Origin of the sequence: Coprococcus hominis (ex Arizal et al. 2022) (assembly GCF_040094675.1) — a bacterium.
Taxonomy (GTDB): domain Bacteria; phylum Bacillota; class Clostridia; order Lachnospirales; family Lachnospiraceae; genus Coprococcus_C; species Coprococcus_C hominis.
Genome location: NZ_JBBNHG010000032.1, coordinates 132,240 through 150,797, shown reverse-complemented (window position 1 = coordinate 150,797; position 18,558 = coordinate 132,240). Strand labels below are relative to the sequence as shown.

Genomic DNA, 18,558 nt, shown 5'->3' with positions numbered 1-18,558 from the left:
GGTATTTATGTTTAGTATCAACAATCTTTTCAACAACGCCAACATGCAGTGTATCAACCAGCTCGGACAGTACCGTGTTTTTGAACACCAAAAGGATCTGTCAGTTTCTCCATACAACGCAGAAACTGCATATTTTTCTGCTGAGATGAATGTACGCCGCCGTCAGGTTTTGGTCGAGCTGAACAACACATCCTGCAAATTACAGGCAGGTGCCATGCAGTGGATGCTCGGAAATGTATCCATGCAGTCCGGTGTAAGTGCCGGTAATTTCCTCGGCAAAGCACTCGGAGCAGCTGTAACCGGTGAGACAATGTCCAAACCAGAATACACCGGTCAGGGTTATGTTATGTTAGAGCCAACCTACAAGCACATCCTGCTTGTCGATGTGGCACAGTGGGGGCAGATCGTACTCGATGATGGTTTATTCCTTGCCTGTGACAGCACATTGCAGCATAAGGTTGTCAGCCGTAAGACACTTTCCTCTGCTGCGCTCGGCGGAGAGGGCTTATTTAACCTGAGCCTTTCCGGACAGGGTATCGCTGTATTGGAAAGTCCGGTTCCACAGCAGGAGCTTATCATGTTCAATCTGCAGGATGACGAGGTTAAGATCGATGGAAATATGGCAATCGCATGGTCCGGCTCTTTGAATTTCACGGTTGAAAAATCTTCAAAATCGCTGATCGGTTCGGCTGTTTCCGGCGAAGGTCTGGTCAATGTATACCGTGGTACCGGCTCGATTCTGATGGCACCAACCGCATAAGGGGGGAGGGTACATATATGGTAAGTCAAAGCTTATTAAATAACACAAATGTACAGGTTACCTCTGCTCTTGGCGGCATGCAGGTACTGGAATATGTGCAGGATATGAGTGTCAGCCCATCTACCTCGAAACTGCAGTACTACATGTCCCGCATGAATGTGAACAAGCGTCAGCTTCTGCTTAATCTGAACGGAAATGGTTACACCGTTCAAGCCGGTGCCATGCAGTGGACGGCAGGTCAGATTCAGATGGAAAGCGGCGTCAAAGGTGTTGGCGGTTTCTTAAGTGGTATGGCTAAAGCCGCCGTTACCAAAGAGACGGTTGCCAAGCCTATCTACACCGGCTATGGTCAGGTTATGTTAGAGCCAACCTACCGTCACATCCTGCTCACGAATCTACAGGAATGGGGAGGCAGTGTTGTCCTAGATGACGGATTGTTCCTCGCCTGTGACAATACCGTTACACAGAAGGTTGTTGCAAGAAGTAACCTCTCTTCTGCTGTATTTGGCAGAGAAGGTCTGTTCAACTTAAGCTTGAATGGTACAGGTATCTGTGCTTTGGAAAGTATCGTTCCAAGAAATGAGATTATCGAGGTTGTACTCGACAACGATATGATGAAGATCGATGGAAATATGGCAATTGCCTGGTCATCCTCTTTGGATTTTACGGTTGAAAAATCTTCCAAATCTTTGGTTGGTTCTGCTGTATCCGGGGAAGGTCTGGTCAATGTATATCGTGGTTCCGGAAAAATCTGGCTTGCTCCGGTATTGGAGACCGGCGGTTCCGCAGGTGTCAGCAGCCCGCAGAATGCAGGTGAGACAGCTTCGGAAGGAAAGACCGGTTCTGCAGCTGCCCGGAATGATACGATGAGTAAGATTGAGAAGTTCGGGAAGTTTATGGATAAGTTTAGTTGATGCTCAACGGACGAAAAATCAAAACGCATCTGTATATTTAGAATAGAGTACATGTAGATGCAATGTATTGAACCTAAGAATTACTAAATGTTCTTAACAAACATATTCTCAAAATACGCAACCGCAGCCAATTCGCCATCCATGGCTCAGTGGCTGCTTACCTGAACATCGTGTTCAGGTATTGCTTACAAGAAGAAAGAACATTAAGTAATTCTAAGGCTCAAACATATCGCATCTTACATGAAGCTCTATTCTAAATATAGATGCGTTTTTATCTTGTCATACGATACCTCATATCAGAATTATAAATCCGCAACTCTTATATTATCCCGTTCACATCGCAATTATCTGTGTAACATCTGCCTTTCATACTGGTCTTTTTTCTCCTACCTGCTGGCTACATATATGAGTTTATCGAGTATCTGCAGCAGTTCTGCGAGTTCTTTGCGGCATTTCTCCCTGTATTCGTCCAAGCCATCGTTTACATTGATATCTTTCATTTCGAACAGGTCCTCATCATTGTATATTGCAGCAACGAGCTGATTTCCTGCGAATTCCAGATAGGTATCTTTCGGAAGCTGCAGTATTCTGAGGATTGCATCCGGTGGCAATATGCTTCCTGCAAGCTGTTCGTCGGTTGCCAAAGTCGTAAATCTCCGGTCAAAATCTGTATTTCCAAGCCGGATTGCTTCTGCCGGTTTCTTCCCGCCTTTCCGCTCAATGACATGGACGACACCGTCTATATTATGTGGAAGGACTATGGTCACAAATGGTCCCTGGAATCGCGTCACTGCAGAAGATGATCCCGGTCTGTCCGGATCCATGTTGTCGCTTCGCCACCTCAGGCAAAGATCGCAGTACGTGATCTCTGCACCTCTGTAGATCGCATGGAAGTAATCAGAGCCGGTCACTTCATTATATTCCGGCAGGAGTCTGCAGTTTTTCAGGAAATCTTCATTTGTATGCCCGGTCGGCATATATTCCAGTACCTGCATCTGTTCTTCCAACACGCCCCACACGGCACACTGTCCAATCAGCTCCTTCATCTGTTTCTCTATATTTGCAGCAATTAACGCTATGGCAAATCCAATCATAATGGAAACAACCGCAATTCCAGTCAGCCGGTAGGTCCACGTCGAATCTTCCGCCCCGCAGAATGCAGGAATAAACGGTGCTGCCAGCATAGGCAGAAAAACCCAGCAAAGCTTTGTCAATATCTTGTACGTTCGTTGTTTGGATTTGAGCTTTGCTTCCAATTCATTCCTGTTTTGACCTTCATCCGTTTTTTCGCTCATATCGTCTTCCTCCCATACTTGCAATGCTCCGCACACTTTAATTGGAGTTTTTCTCTTGTTTCACTATTTTACCCCCAATCCGCTTGATTCTCAACCCTTTCCGATTGGAGCATCTCCCCTATTTCGCCACTTTTGCTCCTATTTTCCTGCTTCTCATAAATTTTCGGTTGGAGCATTTCTTCCTGTTTGAACATTTTTGCCCCAATCCGCCTGTCTCCTCAAAGTACAAAGGCGATATCAGAAGTGTATAAAGAAATCCTGTAGTAGCAATCATTCTTTTTATATGTTGAAAAAATAAAAAACGCATCTGCGATATAGAAATCCTTGCGGTATATGATACGATTGCAGATTAGAAGTTGTTCGTGTTCTGCTCGCTTTCAGCAATGCTTGAACAGGACGTTCAAGCAAGCAGCTACTGAGCCACGGATGGCGAATTAGCTGCGGTTGCGTCCATTAAAGCAATCTAAATCAGAACACATACAACTTCTTATCTGCAAATCGTTATATACTGCAAGGATTCTCTATATCCGATGCGTTTTTGTTTTTCTATATCCTCCATGAATGATTGCTATCCAAGGATTTTATAAATTACACTTTCTTTGTCATCTCCAGACGAAGCATCGCACGCTTCAGTGCAAGTTCCGCCCGGTCGATATCCTGTGAGTTGTCATGGATGCGGCGTTCCGCGCGAATCTTTGCTTCCTCGGCACGATGAATGTCGATTTCATCCGGCCATTCGACCGACTCAGCCAGAATCGTGACAGAATCGCCAAGGATCTCCGCGAAACCGGAATGCAAAGCCGCTTCCTTGTCACCACCATCTTCCCTAATCTTCAGGACACCCGGTGCAACAACCACAGTCATAGGTATATGTTTTGGGTACAGTCCGATGATGCCCTCAATCGTATTAAACTCAAGGAAAGAAGCTTCCCCTTCGTAGAATACCCGTTCCGGTGCAATCACACGAACCATCATTTTATTTTCTGCCATGTATACCACCTAATTTATTTCTACTTCTTGCACTTCGCAAGTACGTCGTCGATACTTCCGGCATTTAAGAAATAGCTCTCCGGAATGTCATCATGTTTACCTTCGAGAATCTCCTTGAAGCTCTGAATCGTATCAGACAGTGGAACGTATTTGCCAGGAAGTCCCGTAAACTGCTCTGCTACATGGAATGGCTGTGATAGGAACTTCTGTACCTTTCTTGCTCTGGCAACGACGATCTTATCCTCCTCGGAAAGCTCATCCATACCAAGGATTGCGATGATATCCTGCAATTCCTTGTACTTCTGCAGAATCTCCTGTACACCACGTGCCACCTTGTAATGCTCTTCGCCAACCACTCTTGGGTCGAGGATTCTGGATGTAGACTCCAGAGGATCTACCGCAGGGTAGATACCAAGCTCTACGATGGAACGGGAAAGTACCGTTGTCGCATCCAAATGTGCGAATGTAGTTGCAGGTGCAGGGTCTGTCAGGTCATCGGCTGGCACATAGACTGCCTGTACCGATGTGATAGAACCATTCTTTGTCGAAGTGATACGCTCCTGCAATGCGCCCATCTCTGTCTGCAGAGTTGGCTGATAACCAACGGCAGAAGGCACACGTCCAAGCAGCGCAGACACCTCCGAACCAGCCTGTGTAAAACGGAAGATATTGTCGATGAATAACAATACATCCTTTCCAACCTGATCACGGAAATACTCTGCCATCGTGAGGCCCGTCAGACCAACACGCATTCTTGCTCCTGGCGGTTCATTCATCTGACCAAATACCATCGTTGTCTTCTCGATAACGCCGGATTCGATCATCTCGTAATACAGGTCATTTCCTTCTCTTGTTCGCTCACCAACACCGGTAAATACAGAATATCCACCGTGCTCTGTCGCGATATTTGTGATAAGCTCCTGAATCAATACTGTCTTACCAACACCGGCACCACCGAACAGACCGATCTTACCACCCTTCTGATAAGGGCAAAGCAAGTCAACGACCTTAATACCGGTTTCCAGAATCTCTGTCTCGGTTGACTGCTCTGAAAACTCTGGTGCTTTTCTATGGATTGGAAGGTAAGTATCTACCTTTGGAGCCGGTTTATTGTCAATCGGCTGTCCCAACACGTTGAACATACGTCCCAGTGTTGCTTCACCGACAGGTACAGTAATCGGCGCGCCGGTACCAACCGCTTCCATACCACGTACGAGACCATCTGTCGGTCCCATCGCGATACAACGAACGGTGTCATCCCCTAAGTGCTGGGATACTTCGGCGTACAGTGTGTCACCGCTCTTTGTGGCAATCGTTATCGCATCATGAATCTCAGGCAGTTTACCTTCGGTAAACTTCGCATCGATAACGGCACCGACAATCTGGGTAACCTTACCTACATTTGTATCTGCCATTTCCTTAATCTCCTTTAACTTATTGCATCAGCTCCGGCAATAATCTCCGTAAGCTCCTGCGTGATTGCACTCTGTCTTGCTCTATTGTACTTGAGTGACAGGCTTCCGATCATATCATCCGCATTGCTTGTCGCGGAATCCATCGCCTGCATTCTCGCACCATTCTCACTGGCTACCGCCTCTAACAGCGCACCATAAATAATGTTGGACATATATTTCGGCACGATCTGGTCTAAGACTTCCTCCTCCGACGGCTCGAAGTTCATCAGCAGCTTATTGTCACTGATTGGCTGCTCCGGTGTAAAATCTTCCTCCCGGATCGGAAGCAGCTTCATAAGCTTTGCTTCCTGTGTCACGGTATTCTTGAAATTCGTATATGCGATATACACCTCACCAATCTCGCCCTTGGAATACTGCGTCAAAAGTTGCTTCGTAAGCTCGGTCGCATCGTCAAACAATGGTGCATTGATGATCTCTGATTCATCCTGATATATGCTGTAACCTTTTCTGGTCAAGCCCTCAATACCTTTTTTTCCGATACCATAGATATAGGTATCCTCCTTCGAAAATCCGGCTGCAACAATCTCCTTTACAACATTGTTGTTGTAACCACCGGCAAGTCCACGGTTCGATGTGATCGCGATAACTGCCTTCTTGTCACTGCCGTTTTCCTTCAGGAATTTATGGTTTGGTTCTTTCGTCATTGCAAGGATGGAACATATCGTATCATAGAGCATATTAAAATATGGTTTGTTGCTCTCAGCTCTCCCGCGTGCTTTCTGAAGCTTAACTGTAGAGACAAGCTTCATCGCCTTGGTGATCTGCTGCGTGCTCTGGACGCTTTCTTTGCGCCGCTTAATGTCTCTCATGGATGCCAAGAAAGATCAACCTCCTCGCTCTATTTATTAGAATGTTTCCTTGAATTCCGTAATTGCCTTCTTCAAAGCGTCCTCTAATTCGTCGGACAGCTTCTTCTCCTCGCGGATCTTCTCGAAGATGTCCGGATATTTCGTGGAAATGTATTCGAACAATCCACTCTCAAATTCCAGAATCCGATCTACTTCGATATCAAGCAGATACTTTCTTGTTGCAGCGTAGATGATAACAACCTGTTTTTCAACCGGCATTGGCTTATACTGAGGCTGCTTCAAAATCTCCTTGATTCTTTCGCCCTGTGCAAGCTGGTTTCTCGTATCTTCATCAAGCTCGGAACCGAACTGGGAGAATGCGGCAAGCTCGCGGTACTGTGCTAACTCCACACGAATTGGGGAAGCAAGCTTCTTCATGGCACCGATCTGTGCGGCACCACCAACACGTGATACAGAAAGGCCTGCATTTACGGCTGGACGGAAACCGGAGTTGAACATCTCTGTCTCCAGATAGATCTGTCCGTCTGTGATGGAAATAACATTTGTCGGGATATACGCAGATACATCGCCTGCCTGTGTCTCGATGATTGGAAGAGCTGTAAGCGATCCTCCACCGAGTTCATCCGACAACTTTGCTGCACGCTCTAAGAGTCTGGAATGCAGATAGAATACATCACCCGGATAAGCCTCACGGCCTGGTGGTCTACGGAGAAGCAAGGAGAGTGTACGGTAAGCAGTTGCATGCTTCGACAGATCGTCGTATACAACCAATACATCCTTTCCTTCTTCCATCCATTCCTCACCGATCGCACATCCGGCGTATGGTGCAATGTACTGTAATGGAGCTAAGTCGCTGGCGGTACTTGCAACGACTGTTGTGTATGCCATTGCGCCGTACTCTGTCAATGTCTTTACGATATTTGCTACGGTCGATGCCTTCTGACCGATTGCAACGTAGACACAGTTTACGCCCTGCCCCTTCTGATTGATGATCGTATCGATCGCGATTGCTGTCTTACCGGTCTGTCTGTCGCCGATGATCAGCTCACGCTGTCCTCTTCCGATCGGAACCATGGCGTCAATCGCCTTGATACCTGTCTGAAGCGGTGTGTCAACCGACTTACGGGAGATAACGCCCGATGCGACTCTCTCAATCTGTCTTGACTTCGTGGTTGCGATTGGTCCTTTGCCATCGATTGGCTGACCGAGCGCATTTACGACACGACCAAGCATCGCATCGCCAACAGGCACTTCCACCACGCGTCCTGTTGTCTTCACTATATCTCCCTCGTTGATATTTTTATGATCACCGAGAAGAACCGAACCTACATTGTCTTCTTCCAGGTTCATAACCATGCCGTATACTTCACCTGGGAATTCCAGAAGTTCGCCCTGCATCGCATTCTCAAGACCGTGAATACGCGCAATTCCGTCCGCTACCTGGATAACTGTTCCAACGTCGGATGTTTCCAGTTTTGTCTCATAGTTCTTAATCTGTTCTTTGATTACGGAACTAATCTCTTCCGGTTTTAAATTCATGGAACACGAACACCTCCTTCTTATGATTGTGCGAGTGCCTTTGACATCGTCTCAATCTTGGTTTTGATACTGCTGTCAACCACTCTGTCATCAATTCGGATCACAAGCCCGCCGATGATGGATGCATCTACCGTATAGGTTACTTCCATCGAAGCGAAATCTGTCGTCTCAAGCAGACGCTTCTCGATTGATGCCTTCTGTGCACCGGTAAGTGCAACCGCACTTGTCACACTTGCAACTCCTATATTTTTTACTCGTTTTACCTGTCTGATAAAATAGTGAAGCACATCTACAATCTTGCTGCCATGATCTTTCTCAACCATGATGCCGAACAATCCGACCATATCCTTCGATACGCGTCCTTTGAAAATGTTATCCACTATCTTCCGCTTCTCGTCCTTGTCAATCTGTGGATGCTTGAGAATGCGGAGCAATTCTTCGTTTTCCTGTAACACTGTCACAAGAGCCTGCGCTTCTTCGTAGAGCATATTCAGACTGCCTTCTTCCAAGGCAAGTTCCAAAAGTGCATCTCCATAGGTTGTTTCTACTTGTCTCGCCATGTATCATCACCCATCTCTTTCAGCGTCTCATCAATCAGAGAAGCCTGTGTGCTCTCATCGAGAGAGGATGCAACGAACTTTCCTGCCATCGCGGTTGCTACGCCGATGATCTCCTGTTTCACCTCATCCTTCACACGTTCTTTTTCAAGCTCGGCTTCGCTGTTTGCTCTGTCGATAATGCGTCCTGCCTCTTCCTTCGCCTCGGCAATGATGTTTTCCTCGTTCTTCACCGCACGTTTTCTTGCGGAAGAAAGGATCTCACCCGCTTCGCTGTTCGCATTTTTGATCTTCTCATCATACTCTGCACGAAGCTTCTCTGCCTCCGCGCGGTCTGTCGCCGCATGGGAAAGGTCATCCTTAATCTTGTTCTGTCTGTCCTCGAGCACCTTGCGCACCGGGTTGATCAGCACATAAGTCAGAAAGATGAAGAGCAGAAATACCGCAAGTCCCTGTATCAGAATATCGAACAGAAGCTGCGCATCCAGACCGAAGATACGGCCCGTCTCCTCTGACAGAAGCGCGATATTTGCAATTCCTGTCATATTTTACTCCTCCTAATTTTGTTCTTACTTGAAAGGCTTAACGAACATCAGAAGAAGTGATACAACCAGACCATACAGACCGGTTGTCTCGGCTACCGCCTGTCCAAGAAGCATCGTTGACATGATGTCACCCTTTGCACCCGGGTTACGTCCAACTGCGGAAGCACCGTAACCGGCAGCGATACCCTGACCGATACCAGGACCGATACCGGAACAAACTGCAATACCTGCACCGATTGCGGATGCAGCGTTAACTATTGTTTCACCTGTAATACCATTCATGAAATAATTCCTCCGTTTTTCTAAATATTAAATCTTATTACCCTTCTACATTTCGCTTATTTGCAACAAATGTCATCGTCAGCATACAGAATACATACGCCTGGATCACACCTGAGAACAAATCGAAGTACACATGCAGTGCCGATGGAATACCAATCTTTACAAATATCGGCAGCATGCCATAGTAAAGTGCCATCATAACGGTTCCTGCCAGAATATTACCGAACAAACGCAGCGACAGTGATACCGGTGTGGCAAACTCACTGATCACGTTGATCGGGAAGAACAGGAATATCGGATCGAACAGACTCTTGAATGCACCCCATTTCTGGTAACGAATGGATGCGTACTGTATCATGACAAATGATACAAGTGCGATACAGAGCGTCGTTCCGTAATCCGCGGTCGGCGGCCGAAGCATAAACAAGCCGGATATGTTCGAAAAAAGTACAAATATGAACAAGGTTCCGATGTAATTGATATAATGCTTACCAGCTTCTTTTCCCATCGTGCTGTTGACGAACTTGATCAGTGATTCGATGGCAAGCTCGACTCCAGTGGCGAATTTACTTGGGTTATCCCGCGTCTTCAGCACACTTCTTCTGGCACAGATTGCTAAGATCGCAATCACCAGCAGTACAATGAAGGTGCAGACATGGGTGGTGGTAATATATACCGTCGTGCCAAAGAAATGAATCGGATACAGTTCGTGAATATAGAAATCTACATCTTCGGAGCTGTTACTGATTACTTGTATTCCAGTGGCAAACCCACTCCTCATACGCTTTTCCTCCTTTTTTAATTTTTGTCTTTATGTTCTTCCTCAGGTTCTTCAAGCCCAAGGCGAATCAACCATTTCCGCATCTGTGGTTGCAGATAGGCGCAGATCTTCGGTTCGATCATTCCAAGTGCCACGCCGGTAAACGCCTGTATTCCAAGAAAAATGGAACCCACCAATAAAGCAAGCGTCACGATCATCCGTAGCAGACTGTTCACGATCACCTTTTTCTTCGCACCTGCCTCGCCCATATCGAGTGCCTGATCGAGCACATCATAGATATGGTAAATGCGCAGTGCCCCGCCGAGATTGCCGACGAGCAGTGCAAGAGCAAAGATATAATATGGACGCATAAAAAATGCACCAATCGCCAGAAAGACGATCATACAGACAGCCATGCCGATATACATTTCCTTCAATATTCTGTGAACCTCTGCCATGCTATGTCTGTCTTTTTGCCTCCACTTACTTGTGTTTATTATCCGAATTATTCAGGAATTTCCGTATAAGAATATACACGGAGCGAAAACCCGCCAGCACACCGATCACGATAAACCATACCATAAAATCTTTCCCAAATATACGATTTATCAGATATGCGATGCCCATGCTTATGAAGATCGTAACCACCATCGTAAACCCAATCTGCGTGATAAGATACAGCATCTTCAAGACCTGGCTTCTTTCTTTGTTATTCATTAAAACCCTTCCAATACAATCAGATATACACAAAGCTTATTATATAAGATTTTTCCTTATTTTTCAATCATTTATACACCGAATTAAACAGTATTTCAGAATTGTATTTTTCGCGAAAAGGTTGTCATTCCCTAACGATTGATGTAAAATAGCGGCATGGAAACGAAACTATTAAATGGAAATAACAAAGAAGCAATCGCAGAGGCATCGAAGATCCTGCAGGACGGCGGCTTGGTCGCATTTCCGACGGAGACCGTCTACGGATTAGGTGCTGACGCATTAAATGCAGATGCAGCCGCAAAGATCTACGCTGCCAAAGGGCGGCCAAGCGACAATCCGCTGATCGTCCACATCGCAGATACCAATGCGGTAGAGAAGCTGGCAGATCTGGAAACGATGAACCGGACGCACCCGGATATGGTAAAGAAAGCACACATGCTGATGGAAGCTTTCTGGCCGGGACCACTGACGATCATCTTTCCGAAGCTCGCTATCGTTCCAGACGGAACGACCGGCGGACTGCCGACCGTTGCGATCCGGATGCCATCCCACCCGATCGCACAGGAGCTGATCCGCACAAGCGGTGTCTCCATCGCAGCCCCATCTGCAAACACTTCCGGCAGGCCATCACCGACGACCGCACAGCATGTATGGGAGGACATGGACGGCCGCATCGAGATGATATTAGATGGTGGTGCCGTCGGAATCGGAATTGAATCGACGATCGTCGATATGACAGGCACGATCCCAACGATTCTTCGACCGGGCTTTATCACGAAGACGATGCTCTCCGAGATCGTTGGCGACGTGACGATCGATCCAGCTATTATCGAGCCGGACCCGAATCTTCGTCCGAAAGCACCCGGCATGAAATATACACACTACGCGCCACACGGAACGCTCAGTATCGTGGAGGCTGCCGCAGACGAATCGGCAAACCGGGCAAGTCTGCATTCCGGTGTCAAGGTCTCCTACAACGCGACCGAAGCGGAAACATTGCGCGTAGCGGAGAAGATCAAGGCACTTGTAAACGAAAAGGAAGCACAGGGCTACAAGGTTGCGATTCTCACAACCAAGGAGCATGCCTCCTTATATAAGAACTATTCGCATGTACTGATCGTCGGCGAGGGAAACAAGGGACAGACGATCTCCGCACGGCTTTATGCCGCCCTACGTGAATGCGACAGTGAACAGATGGAATATATGTACAGCGAAGCATTTGACCAGAACGAACTCGGTGGTGCCATTATGAACCGGCTGTTAAAGGCGGCAGGACACAGAGTCATCACCGTGTAGATATCATACATGCAAACCACATTAATGTATGATGTACATAATTACAATTCTAAAGCAGACCATCGAAGCACGCCGGCACTTAATGAGCGACTGATTTTGTCGCGAATTTAGTACCGCTGCGTGATGAGCTGAGCGGAAGCGCGTCTGCGTAGAATTCGTAATTATGTACATTCTTATATTTATATATGGTTTGCATATATTTCATAAAATTACAGGAGGATTTAAGATATGACAATCGCAATTGGAAGTGACCACGGCGGTTACGAATTGAAATTAGAGGTGATTAAGCATTTACAGGAGCGTGGCTATGAAGTGACCGATTATGGCTGTGACAGCACAGCATCCTGTGACTACCCAATCTATGGAAAGGCTGTTGCAGAGGCAATCGCTGCCGGCAAGCAGGATCTGGGTATTCTCATCTGCGGTACCGGTATCGGTATGAGCATGGTTGCAAATAAGGTCGAAGGTGTCCGCGCCGCACTCTGCAGTGACTGTTTCTCTGCACAGGCAACCCGCGAGCACAACAACGCCAATGTACTCTGCATGGGCGCACGTACAATCGGACCTGGTCTTGCACTTATGATCGTGGACAAATTCGTGGATACACCATTCTCAAACGATGAGCGACATGTAAGAAGAATCAAGATGTTCTCATAGACCTGATCAAATCACGTTACACCGTTGTAATCCACGAACCTGTGGTCGTTGAATCGCGGGCAATTCAGGAATAAGGCAGGACGAATATGCAGACGATTATTACAAACCTCAAACGAGCCTCTGTAGAAATCATCCTTCTCTCGCTGTTATGCGAGGAACCGATGTACGGCTACCAGTTGGCACAGGAAATTAAAAAGCGCAGCAATGGACAGTTCTCCCTTATGGAAGCGTCTATGTATCCCGTACTTGGACGGTTGAAAGAGCAGGGCGATGTTACAATGGAGACGGTACAGAAAACACCGAAGTCCAAGCGTGTCTATTATCATATTACCGAGATGGGGCGCAACCATCTGGCGCAGATGAAGCAGATCTTTGCAGATACTGTCGGAATCATCAATACGATCATTCAGGCATAATGTATTATATATTATACAGACGATCGCACAGAAAAAGCGGGTATGCATTTGGCATACTCGCTTTTTTTATCTTTTCTTATTTTGCTGGCTTCGGCGTTCCACAGGTACAGGTTGTGACGTATTTTTCATTTTTCTTCCTGCATTTTGGACAGATTCAGATTCTTCCAGACTTCACATCCTGACGGTAATCACGTTTGTTCTGTGCCAAAATGGATTCTGTAATCTGTTTTTGTCTCCGTTCTTCTGCCAGTTCTTCCCGCTCCTGCTGTTCAACCAGATCCATAGCCACATCCACCACCATCGGAGGCGGATCTACACGCAATGGTTCCGGTATAAACAAATGCGCAATCTTATCATCCAATGTTGTCTCTGTCTTGTACATGTAATGAGACGGTCTATTCAAGTTTCCTTTTTCGATTGGTTTCGGTGGTTTCGCCTTTATATTCGCAATCGTTGCTATCAACGATAAAACCACAAATACAGCTATCACAATCAAAATAATCATTCCATCTGACATAATTTCACCCCTGTCATTCTTCCGGTAGCTGCCAGTCTGCCAGTGCCTCCCGGTACACCGCAAGCTGCTGTTCATATATTTCTATGGACTGCTTTTGCTGTTCCGATGATGTCTGTAATTCTGCTTTTTCCGCCTGCGCAAGCAAAGCCTCGTAGCAGGCAACCAACCCCTCCAGACTCTTCTTTCCGCCGGCCTCTACATCCAGGATGCATTCCGTCTCGGAAACGGCATTCTGATACCAGACGACCGCCTCATCATAATCCATGCTATCTTTATAATAACAGCCAAGCTCATAGCAGATCTCCGCACACGGCGTATCAAGCATATCCCGGAGTGCGTATTTCATAAGCTCCGCGCCGTTCCCCTGCAGTCTTGCCAGATGTGCCAGCACGCAGGCTGCCTCTCTGCCCGCTTCCGCCATCGGATCTTTCTCCCATTCCATCGTGAAGAAATCCTCTGCCCGCTCAAAATCCGGCAGCTCACCACATTTTAGCAGTTCCTTCGCATACATCTTTCGAAGCTTTGGCGACAACGCACCATCCCTTGCATAGATCCGCTCACAGATCTCAAAATCCCGGCTGCCATGGACAGACAATGGCTTGTGTAAGATCTCGATCTCGCTGTCGAACACAACCGGATCTAACCGCACCGTCTCATGCACCGGGTCAATCCACGTAAACGTCCGAAGACGCTTAAAGAGCTTCGGGCGAAGCTCCCGTTTCACATTCATAACTGTATTGAACGCTTCTGTGACGTACCACATCTGCACGATCTCAATCTCCGGAAGCAGACAGTTCTTCAGATCAAGGAAACGCGCCCGGTTCTCCGCATCAAGCACCTCGTCCGCATCCGGCGCATAGATGTATTCCATCGTCGCCTTGGAGAATGAGAAATTCCGCGCCGCCGAGAAATCGCCAATCCACGTAAAATCATAGATCTGATCGGTATAGCGTGCCGCGACCTCCTTCGTGCGGTCGGTGGAACCTGTATCCACAATGATGATCTCGTCCATCAGGTCAGCGACACTGTCCAGACACCGCGCCAGAACCTGCTCTTCATTTTTCACGATCATACATAAACTGATGGTTGCCATTGCTACCCCCTGTCATTCGCATCATTTGTTTATCCGTACACATTCTTTTTTTATTATACCTGTTTTATATGTGGCAGACAAGTAAGATTCCTGCTCCTTTTTCGCAATTTTGCTTGACCTTCCAACGTAAAATGAGTATTCTATAAGGTGTGATATTTTATAAGAGAGGACTTCTACTATGAAACAGATTATTTTAACTGGCGATCGTCCGACAGGACGTTTGCATGTTGGACATTATGTAGGCTCTTTGAAAGAGCGTGTGAAACTTCAGAATTCTGGTGTCTATGATGAGATCTACATCATGATCGCGGACGCACAGGCACTCACAGATAACGCAGAGCACCCGGAGAAGGTACGTCAGAACATCATGCAGGTTGCACTCGATTACCTCGCATGCGGACTTGATCCGGAGAAGGCAACGATCTTCATCCAGTCTATGATTCCGGAACTGACCGAGCTTACATTCTATTATATGAACCTCGTTACCGTTTCCCGTGTGCAGCGTAACCCGACTGTAAAGGCAGAGATCCAGATGCGTAACTTCGAGGCAAGCATCCCGGTTGGTTTCTTCTGCTACCCAATCAGTCAGGCAGCCGATATCACAGCATTCCGTGCAACCCACGTACCGGTTGGCGAGGATCAGATGCCAATGATCGAGCAGTGTAAGGAAATCGTACACAAATTCAATACAGTATACGGCGAGACACTGACCGATCCGAAGATCGTACTTCCGGAAAACAGCGCATGTTTGCGTCTGCCTGGCATCGACGGTAAGGCGAAGATGAGTAAGTCTCTTGGCAACTGCATCTATCTTGCAGAGGAGCCGGAGGATATCAAGAAGAAGGTTATGTCGATGTTCACCGATCCGAACCATCTGCGTGTTGAAGATCCGGGGCAGGTGGAAGGTAACCCGGTATTTATCTACCTCGATGCATTCAGCAAGCCTGAGTATTTCGCAGAATTCCTTCCAGAATATTCTGGTATGGACGAGCTGAAGGAGCATTACACACGTGGTGGTCTTGGCGATGTGAAGGTGAAGAAGTTCCTGAACAATGTACTTCAGGCAGAGCTTGCTCCAATCCGTGAGCGTCGTAAGATGTGGGAGCAGAAGCTTCCAGATGTTTATGATATCCTGAAGGCTGGCAGCAAGAAAGCCAGAGAGACGGCAGGCAAGACACTTGAAGATGTCCGCCGCTCTATGAAGATTGATTATTTTGATAATGATAATCTGTTGAAGATGTAATTTTAATATAGATTAGTGTATTATGCAGAATGCAAAAAGGGGCGTTATAAAACGCCCCTTTTATTATCTTTATATCCTCTTCAATTTATTGAGCAGCTGCTCATCACTCATTCGAAATACATCATCGATGATCCAGATATGCATATCCCTTGCTCGCTGCTTGAAGAACATCGTGCCAGTCGTGTTATCACAGGCACGTGCTAAAACAAGTGCCTTTCTGGCATATTTGCCACCGAATTTTCGTGATACGGTCTCCAGCTCATGCAACGCACTGCCACCAGCCTTACCACTCTTGCAGGAGATAAAGATCGGACACACCTGCTTCATCAGGATCACATCGATCTCGTTCATCGTATCATATCCCTGGTTCATCGTGTCATGCACCTCACCATCCCAGTCAATATGCGCACCAATCACCGCATCCGAGAACAGGTAACCTTCCCGCGTCGCTACCTCATAGACATGCAGTTCCAGCATATTTCCTGCCTTTGCAATAATCTTCTTGATCTGATTATTCTTGAACCGAAACATCACTTTTTTCCCGTGTTCCTCATAATCCTTGAGCATACCGATTTCGTACAGATCCCGCAACAGACGGATGGCATCGCCAAGCTGATTGATGTATAACTCACTCCAACCTTCCCGCTGGTTCGGTGTGTTCTTGCGAAGTTCGTCAATGACTCCACAATGTTTGTTCCAATCTCCACGGTATCTACGGCACAGATCCCACATAATCCGGATATCCTCCCGGAACTGATCGGTAAATTTCCACTCCGAGATACTTCCCGTCTCCTTCGTGAGCAGACCGCCATGCAGCATGATATCTTCCGCAATACTGATATTGAAATGGTAATCCGAAGTAATCACCTTCGAACCACGGACATCAATTTCCTTTCCGGTAAATGGATCGATACGCAGCTTGCTGACTTCCATTCTTGCGGAAATACACCCAAGCGCGATCAGAAGCATCTCACTACCACCGGTCAGAGCAAACCGAATTCCCGGATATTCCCGGATAATGCCCGCCAGAGTTCCTATAATGTTATCGAGATCATCCTTTGGTACCTCAATAAATTCCAATTCCATATCTGGATATTTGTGGTCACGAAACTGCTCGATATCCCGGATCTGCTTCGTAATCATATTATCTTTGTGTCCGAGAAAAATCACGCGTTCCGGCATGTATTTCATCATCACCATCACATTCTCAATTGGTTCCTGCGAAAAGAATTTGACGATCGCTTTTGTTCTCTCCATGTAACTTCCTCCTATAAAAGAATTGCAAAAGTACCCACCCCTGATACTTTTGCAATGATTCATTCTCTATTCTTTACTGCATAGATGCAAATAACGCCGCAATCTCCTCTGGCGACAGTGTCCGGTTTGGATTGTCGTCCACTGGCATTGTCGGTGCTGGTTCTGCATCCATATTCATCGTTGTATCTGTGATATCCTGCTCTACTTCGTGCACTGCCTCTGCAACTTCCTCCGCATGTGCTTCCTCTGTGGACAGATCTGTCTGTCCCTGTTGTGGAAACGGGATCACATCTGCATTCTTCACATCCTCTGCCGGTTTATCTGCCTGCAGATTGCCAAGCAGAGCATCGATCATACTCTGATCTAACATACCTGTATTGGCTGCTTCTTCCTTGAATTCTGCCTCTTCCTTTAATTCCTTATCGGCACTGCCGCCAAACTGCGAGAAGAAGTCCTCCGTATTAAATGCAGGCTCTGGTTCTTCTGTTGGTGCAGCCTCTTCTGCAACCGTTTCTGGTTCTTCTGTTGGTGCAGCCTCTTCTGCAACCGCTTCTGGTTCTTCTGTTGATGCTGCCTCTACCTCTGCTGGTGTATCATCTGTCTGAGTCAGAGAATCATCTGCGATTTCTAGTTCTGCCTCATCAGCTGTATCATTCTCAATTCCACCGGGGATCTGTGACTCTGGTACATCAGTCTCAGTCGTATTCTCAACATTCGTTACCACTTCCGGTTGCTCATCTTCCGGCACTCGTTTTTGCACATCCGCGGTAACGGCTGTCGATGCTGCCTCTACTGATGGTGCTGCCTCCACATATTTCGGCATCTCGATCGCATCCACTGCCTCACGCAATGCAGTAAGCTGGGCTGTCACCTGCTGTAACTGGGCAACCACTGCCTGTACATCGCCTGCCAGCTTGCCAAACTCCTCCAGCACCAGTGCAGTATGATCCGGCTCCTTCTGTGCCTGCAATGCTGCCTGCATTTCCAGTTCCTTCTGCATCTGTTCCGCCTGCTGTACTGCTTCCTCTTCCTTCTTCCGATCATAATTGATCAGAATCTTGATCGTCTTTTTCAACGCCTCATCCAACTGCTCTGCCTGCGCAGACAGATAGGTGTTTGTCTTTCTCTGCTGCACATAGGAAGCCTTTGCCAGACGTTCCATATCGTTGAGGATCTCCGTATCCTCTTTTTTCGTATATTCCTGCAAGGTCTTTGTCACATATTCCTGCATTGCCTGTTCTTTCGCCACTTTGATGTCGACAAAGGACAGAAGCAACGCATAGATACTTCCCACCAATACAAGCGAGATTATCGCAACATAGACTGCCTGTGAACGATATGCAAGCATGCAGTATCCCCACGCCAGAAGCGCCGTGAAACTGATCATGCCAAGTGTTACCATTCTCTTATATCGATTCCCCATCTGTTTTTTGCCT

General features: G+C 47.0%; 21 protein-coding genes. 6 read left to right on the top strand and 15 right to left on the bottom strand.

Annotation, left to right across the window (positions count from 1 at the left end; genetic code table 11):
* Positions 1 to 7: 7 nt before the first annotated feature.
* Both AAAT93_RS08830 and AAAT93_RS08825 read left to right on the top strand, forming a co-directional pair.
* A complete protein-coding gene (locus tag AAAT93_RS08830; RefSeq protein ID WP_021984549.1) occupies positions 8 to 760 on the top strand; it encodes an AIM24 family protein in 753 nt (250 codons plus the stop codon).
* A gap of 17 nt (positions 761 to 777) precedes the next feature.
* A complete protein-coding gene (locus AAAT93_RS08825; protein ID WP_117780394.1) occupies positions 778 to 1,674 on the top strand; it encodes an AIM24 family protein in 897 nt (298 codons plus the stop codon).
* A gap of 386 nt (positions 1,675 to 2,060) precedes the next feature.
* Here the strand turns inward: AAAT93_RS08825 and AAAT93_RS08820 are convergent, their stop codons facing one another.
* The 11 genes from AAAT93_RS08820 to AAAT93_RS08770 form a co-directional block, all read right to left on the bottom strand.
* Positions 2,061 to 2,969: a DUF3137 domain-containing protein gene (locus AAAT93_RS08820; RefSeq protein WP_021984547.1), complete on the bottom strand. Its 909-nt coding sequence runs from the start codon at positions 2,967 to 2,969 to the stop codon at positions 2,061 to 2,063.
* A gap of 588 nt (positions 2,970 to 3,557) precedes the next feature.
* On the bottom strand, positions 3,558 to 3,959 hold the full coding sequence (atpC, locus tag AAAT93_RS08815; RefSeq protein WP_021984546.1) for an ATP synthase F1 subunit epsilon: 402 nt from the start codon (positions 3,957 to 3,959) through the stop codon (positions 3,558 to 3,560).
* A 20-nt stretch (positions 3,960 to 3,979) separates the two neighbouring features.
* Positions 3,980 to 5,374, bottom strand: a complete 1,395-nt coding sequence (atpD, locus tag AAAT93_RS08810) for a F0F1 ATP synthase subunit beta (protein WP_021984545.1) — start codon at positions 5,372 to 5,374, stop codon at positions 3,980 to 3,982.
* A 14-nt stretch (positions 5,375 to 5,388) separates the two neighbouring features.
* Entirely contained in the window at positions 5,389 to 6,252 is an 864-nt protein-coding gene (atpG, locus tag AAAT93_RS08805) for an ATP synthase F1 subunit gamma (RefSeq protein ID WP_021984544.1), read from the bottom strand.
* Positions 6,253 to 6,279: 27 nt separating this feature from the next.
* Positions 6,280 to 7,782, bottom strand: a complete 1,503-nt coding sequence (atpA, locus tag AAAT93_RS08800; protein WP_021984543.1) for a F0F1 ATP synthase subunit alpha — start codon at positions 7,780 to 7,782, stop codon at positions 6,280 to 6,282.
* Positions 7,783 to 7,802: 20 nt separating this feature from the next.
* The gene (gene atpH / locus AAAT93_RS08795) at positions 7,803 to 8,342 is read right to left on the bottom strand and encodes an ATP synthase F1 subunit delta (protein ID WP_021984542.1); all 540 of its coding nucleotides are present in this window, start codon (positions 8,340 to 8,342) and stop codon (positions 7,803 to 7,805) included.
* Positions 8,327 to 8,884: a F0F1 ATP synthase subunit B gene (atpF, locus tag AAAT93_RS08790; RefSeq protein ID WP_021984541.1), complete on the bottom strand. Its 558-nt coding sequence runs from the start codon at positions 8,882 to 8,884 to the stop codon at positions 8,327 to 8,329. Before atpF ends, atpH begins: the two co-directional genes overlap by 16 nt.
* Positions 8,885 to 8,908: 24 nt before the next feature.
* A complete protein-coding gene (gene atpE / locus AAAT93_RS08785; RefSeq protein WP_021984540.1) occupies positions 8,909 to 9,166 on the bottom strand; it encodes an ATP synthase F0 subunit C in 258 nt (85 codons plus the stop codon).
* A 37-nt stretch (positions 9,167 to 9,203) separates the two neighbouring features.
* Positions 9,204 to 9,947, bottom strand: coding sequence for a F0F1 ATP synthase subunit A (gene atpB / locus AAAT93_RS08780; RefSeq protein ID WP_021984539.1), 744 nt, complete (start codon positions 9,945 to 9,947; stop codon positions 9,204 to 9,206).
* A gap of 17 nt (positions 9,948 to 9,964) precedes the next feature.
* Positions 9,965 to 10,384, bottom strand: coding sequence for a hypothetical protein (locus AAAT93_RS08775; protein ID WP_227573118.1), 420 nt, complete (start codon positions 10,382 to 10,384; stop codon positions 9,965 to 9,967).
* 25 nt (positions 10,385 to 10,409) lie between these two features.
* Entirely contained in the window at positions 10,410 to 10,643 is a 234-nt protein-coding gene (locus tag AAAT93_RS08770; protein WP_227573117.1) for an AtpZ/AtpI family protein, read from the bottom strand.
* A gap of 156 nt (positions 10,644 to 10,799) precedes the next feature.
* Here AAAT93_RS08770 and AAAT93_RS08765 point away from each other — a divergent pair, with 156 nt between their 5' ends.
* The 3 genes from AAAT93_RS08765 to AAAT93_RS08755 all read left to right on the top strand — a co-directional run bounded on the left by AAAT93_RS08765 (position 10,800) and on the right by AAAT93_RS08755 (position 13,012).
* A complete protein-coding gene (locus AAAT93_RS08765) occupies positions 10,800 to 11,939 on the top strand; it encodes an L-threonylcarbamoyladenylate synthase (protein ID WP_227573116.1) in 1,140 nt (379 codons plus the stop codon).
* Positions 11,940 to 12,167: 228 nt separating this feature from the next.
* A complete protein-coding gene (gene rpiB, locus AAAT93_RS08760; protein ID WP_227573115.1) occupies positions 12,168 to 12,596 on the top strand; it encodes a ribose 5-phosphate isomerase B in 429 nt (142 codons plus the stop codon).
* 86 nt (positions 12,597 to 12,682) lie between these two features.
* Positions 12,683 to 13,012, top strand: coding sequence for a PadR family transcriptional regulator (locus AAAT93_RS08755; protein ID WP_021984534.1), 330 nt, complete (start codon positions 12,683 to 12,685; stop codon positions 13,010 to 13,012).
* Positions 13,013 to 13,166: 154 nt separating this feature from the next.
* Here the strand turns inward: AAAT93_RS08755 and AAAT93_RS08750 are convergent, their stop codons facing one another.
* Positions 13,167 to 13,529, bottom strand: a complete 363-nt coding sequence (locus tag AAAT93_RS08750) for a hypothetical protein (protein WP_227573114.1) — start codon at positions 13,527 to 13,529, stop codon at positions 13,167 to 13,169.
* A 13-nt stretch (positions 13,530 to 13,542) separates the two neighbouring features.
* Positions 13,543 to 14,622: a glycosyltransferase family 2 protein gene (locus AAAT93_RS08745; RefSeq protein ID WP_227573113.1), complete on the bottom strand. Its 1,080-nt coding sequence runs from the start codon at positions 14,620 to 14,622 to the stop codon at positions 13,543 to 13,545.
* A gap of 178 nt (positions 14,623 to 14,800) precedes the next feature.
* On the opposite strand from AAAT93_RS08745, the gene trpS reads away from it, so the two are divergent.
* Complete coding sequence (gene trpS / locus AAAT93_RS08740; protein ID WP_021984531.1) at positions 14,801 to 15,865, top strand: tryptophan--tRNA ligase; 1,065 nt, start codon at positions 14,801 to 14,803, stop codon at positions 15,863 to 15,865.
* Between the two features lie 69 nt (positions 15,866 to 15,934).
* On the opposite strand, the gene AAAT93_RS08735 is transcribed toward trpS, so the two are convergent.
* Together AAAT93_RS08735 and AAAT93_RS08730 are read right to left on the bottom strand one after the other, a co-directional pair.
* Positions 15,935 to 17,122, bottom strand: coding sequence for a Card1-like endonuclease domain-containing protein (locus AAAT93_RS08735; protein WP_021984530.1), 1,188 nt, complete (start codon positions 17,120 to 17,122; stop codon positions 15,935 to 15,937).
* Positions 17,123 to 17,195: 73 nt separating this feature from the next.
* Positions 17,196 to 18,545, bottom strand: a complete 1,350-nt coding sequence (locus AAAT93_RS08730) for a hypothetical protein (RefSeq protein WP_227573112.1) — start codon at positions 18,543 to 18,545, stop codon at positions 17,196 to 17,198.
* Positions 18,546 to 18,558 lie beyond the last annotated feature (13 nt).

What these genes read in the sequence shown, in the direction of transcription:
- AAAT93_RS08830 (WP_021984549.1), top strand. Translation starts at nt 8, where the DNA reads ATGTTTAGTATCAACAATCTTTTCAACAACGCCAACATGCAGTGTATC.
- AAAT93_RS08825 (WP_117780394.1), top strand. Translation starts at nt 778, where the DNA reads ATGGTAAGTCAAAGCTTATTAAATAACACAAATGTACAGGTTACCTCT.
- AAAT93_RS08820 (WP_021984547.1), bottom strand. Translation starts at nt 2,969, where the DNA reads ATGAGCGAAAAAACGGATGAAGGTCAAAACAGGAATGAATTGGAAGCA.
- atpC (WP_021984546.1), bottom strand. Translation starts at nt 3,959, where the DNA reads ATGGCAGAAAATAAAATGATGGTTCGTGTGATTGCACCGGAACGGGTA.
- atpD (WP_021984545.1), bottom strand. Translation starts at nt 5,374, where the DNA reads ATGGCAGATACAAATGTAGGTAAGGTTACCCAGATTGTCGGTGCCGTT.
- atpA (WP_021984543.1), bottom strand. Translation starts at nt 7,782, where the DNA reads ATGAATTTAAAACCGGAAGAGATTAGTTCCGTAATCAAAGAACAGATT.
- atpH (WP_021984542.1), bottom strand. Translation starts at nt 8,342, where the DNA reads ATGGCGAGACAAGTAGAAACAACCTATGGAGATGCACTTTTGGAACTT.
- atpF (WP_021984541.1), bottom strand. Translation starts at nt 8,884, where the DNA reads ATGACAGGAATTGCAAATATCGCGCTTCTGTCAGAGGAGACGGGCCGT.
- atpE (WP_021984540.1), bottom strand. Translation starts at nt 9,166, where the DNA reads ATGAATGGTATTACAGGTGAAACAATAGTTAACGCTGCATCCGCAATC.
- atpB (WP_021984539.1), bottom strand. Translation starts at nt 9,947, where the DNA reads ATGAGGAGTGGGTTTGCCACTGGAATACAAGTAATCAGTAACAGCTCC.
- AAAT93_RS08775 (WP_227573118.1), bottom strand. Translation starts at nt 10,384, where the DNA reads ATGGCAGAGGTTCACAGAATATTGAAGGAAATGTATATCGGCATGGCT.
- AAAT93_RS08770 (WP_227573117.1), bottom strand. Translation starts at nt 10,643, where the DNA reads ATGAATAACAAAGAAAGAAGCCAGGTCTTGAAGATGCTGTATCTTATC.
- AAAT93_RS08765 (WP_227573116.1), top strand. Translation starts at nt 10,800, where the DNA reads ATGGAAACGAAACTATTAAATGGAAATAACAAAGAAGCAATCGCAGAG.
- rpiB (WP_227573115.1), top strand. Translation starts at nt 12,168, where the DNA reads ATGACAATCGCAATTGGAAGTGACCACGGCGGTTACGAATTGAAATTA.
- AAAT93_RS08755 (WP_021984534.1), top strand. Translation starts at nt 12,683, where the DNA reads ATGCAGACGATTATTACAAACCTCAAACGAGCCTCTGTAGAAATCATC.
- AAAT93_RS08750 (WP_227573114.1), bottom strand. Translation starts at nt 13,529, where the DNA reads ATGTCAGATGGAATGATTATTTTGATTGTGATAGCTGTATTTGTGGTT.
- AAAT93_RS08745 (WP_227573113.1), bottom strand. Translation starts at nt 14,622, where the DNA reads ATGGCAACCATCAGTTTATGTATGATCGTGAAAAATGAAGAGCAGGTT.
- trpS (WP_021984531.1), top strand. Translation starts at nt 14,801, where the DNA reads ATGAAACAGATTATTTTAACTGGCGATCGTCCGACAGGACGTTTGCAT.
- AAAT93_RS08735 (WP_021984530.1), bottom strand. Translation starts at nt 17,122, where the DNA reads ATGGAGAGAACAAAAGCGATCGTCAAATTCTTTTCGCAGGAACCAATT.
- AAAT93_RS08730 (WP_227573112.1), bottom strand. Translation starts at nt 18,545, where the DNA reads ATGGGGAATCGATATAAGAGAATGGTAACACTTGGCATGATCAGTTTC.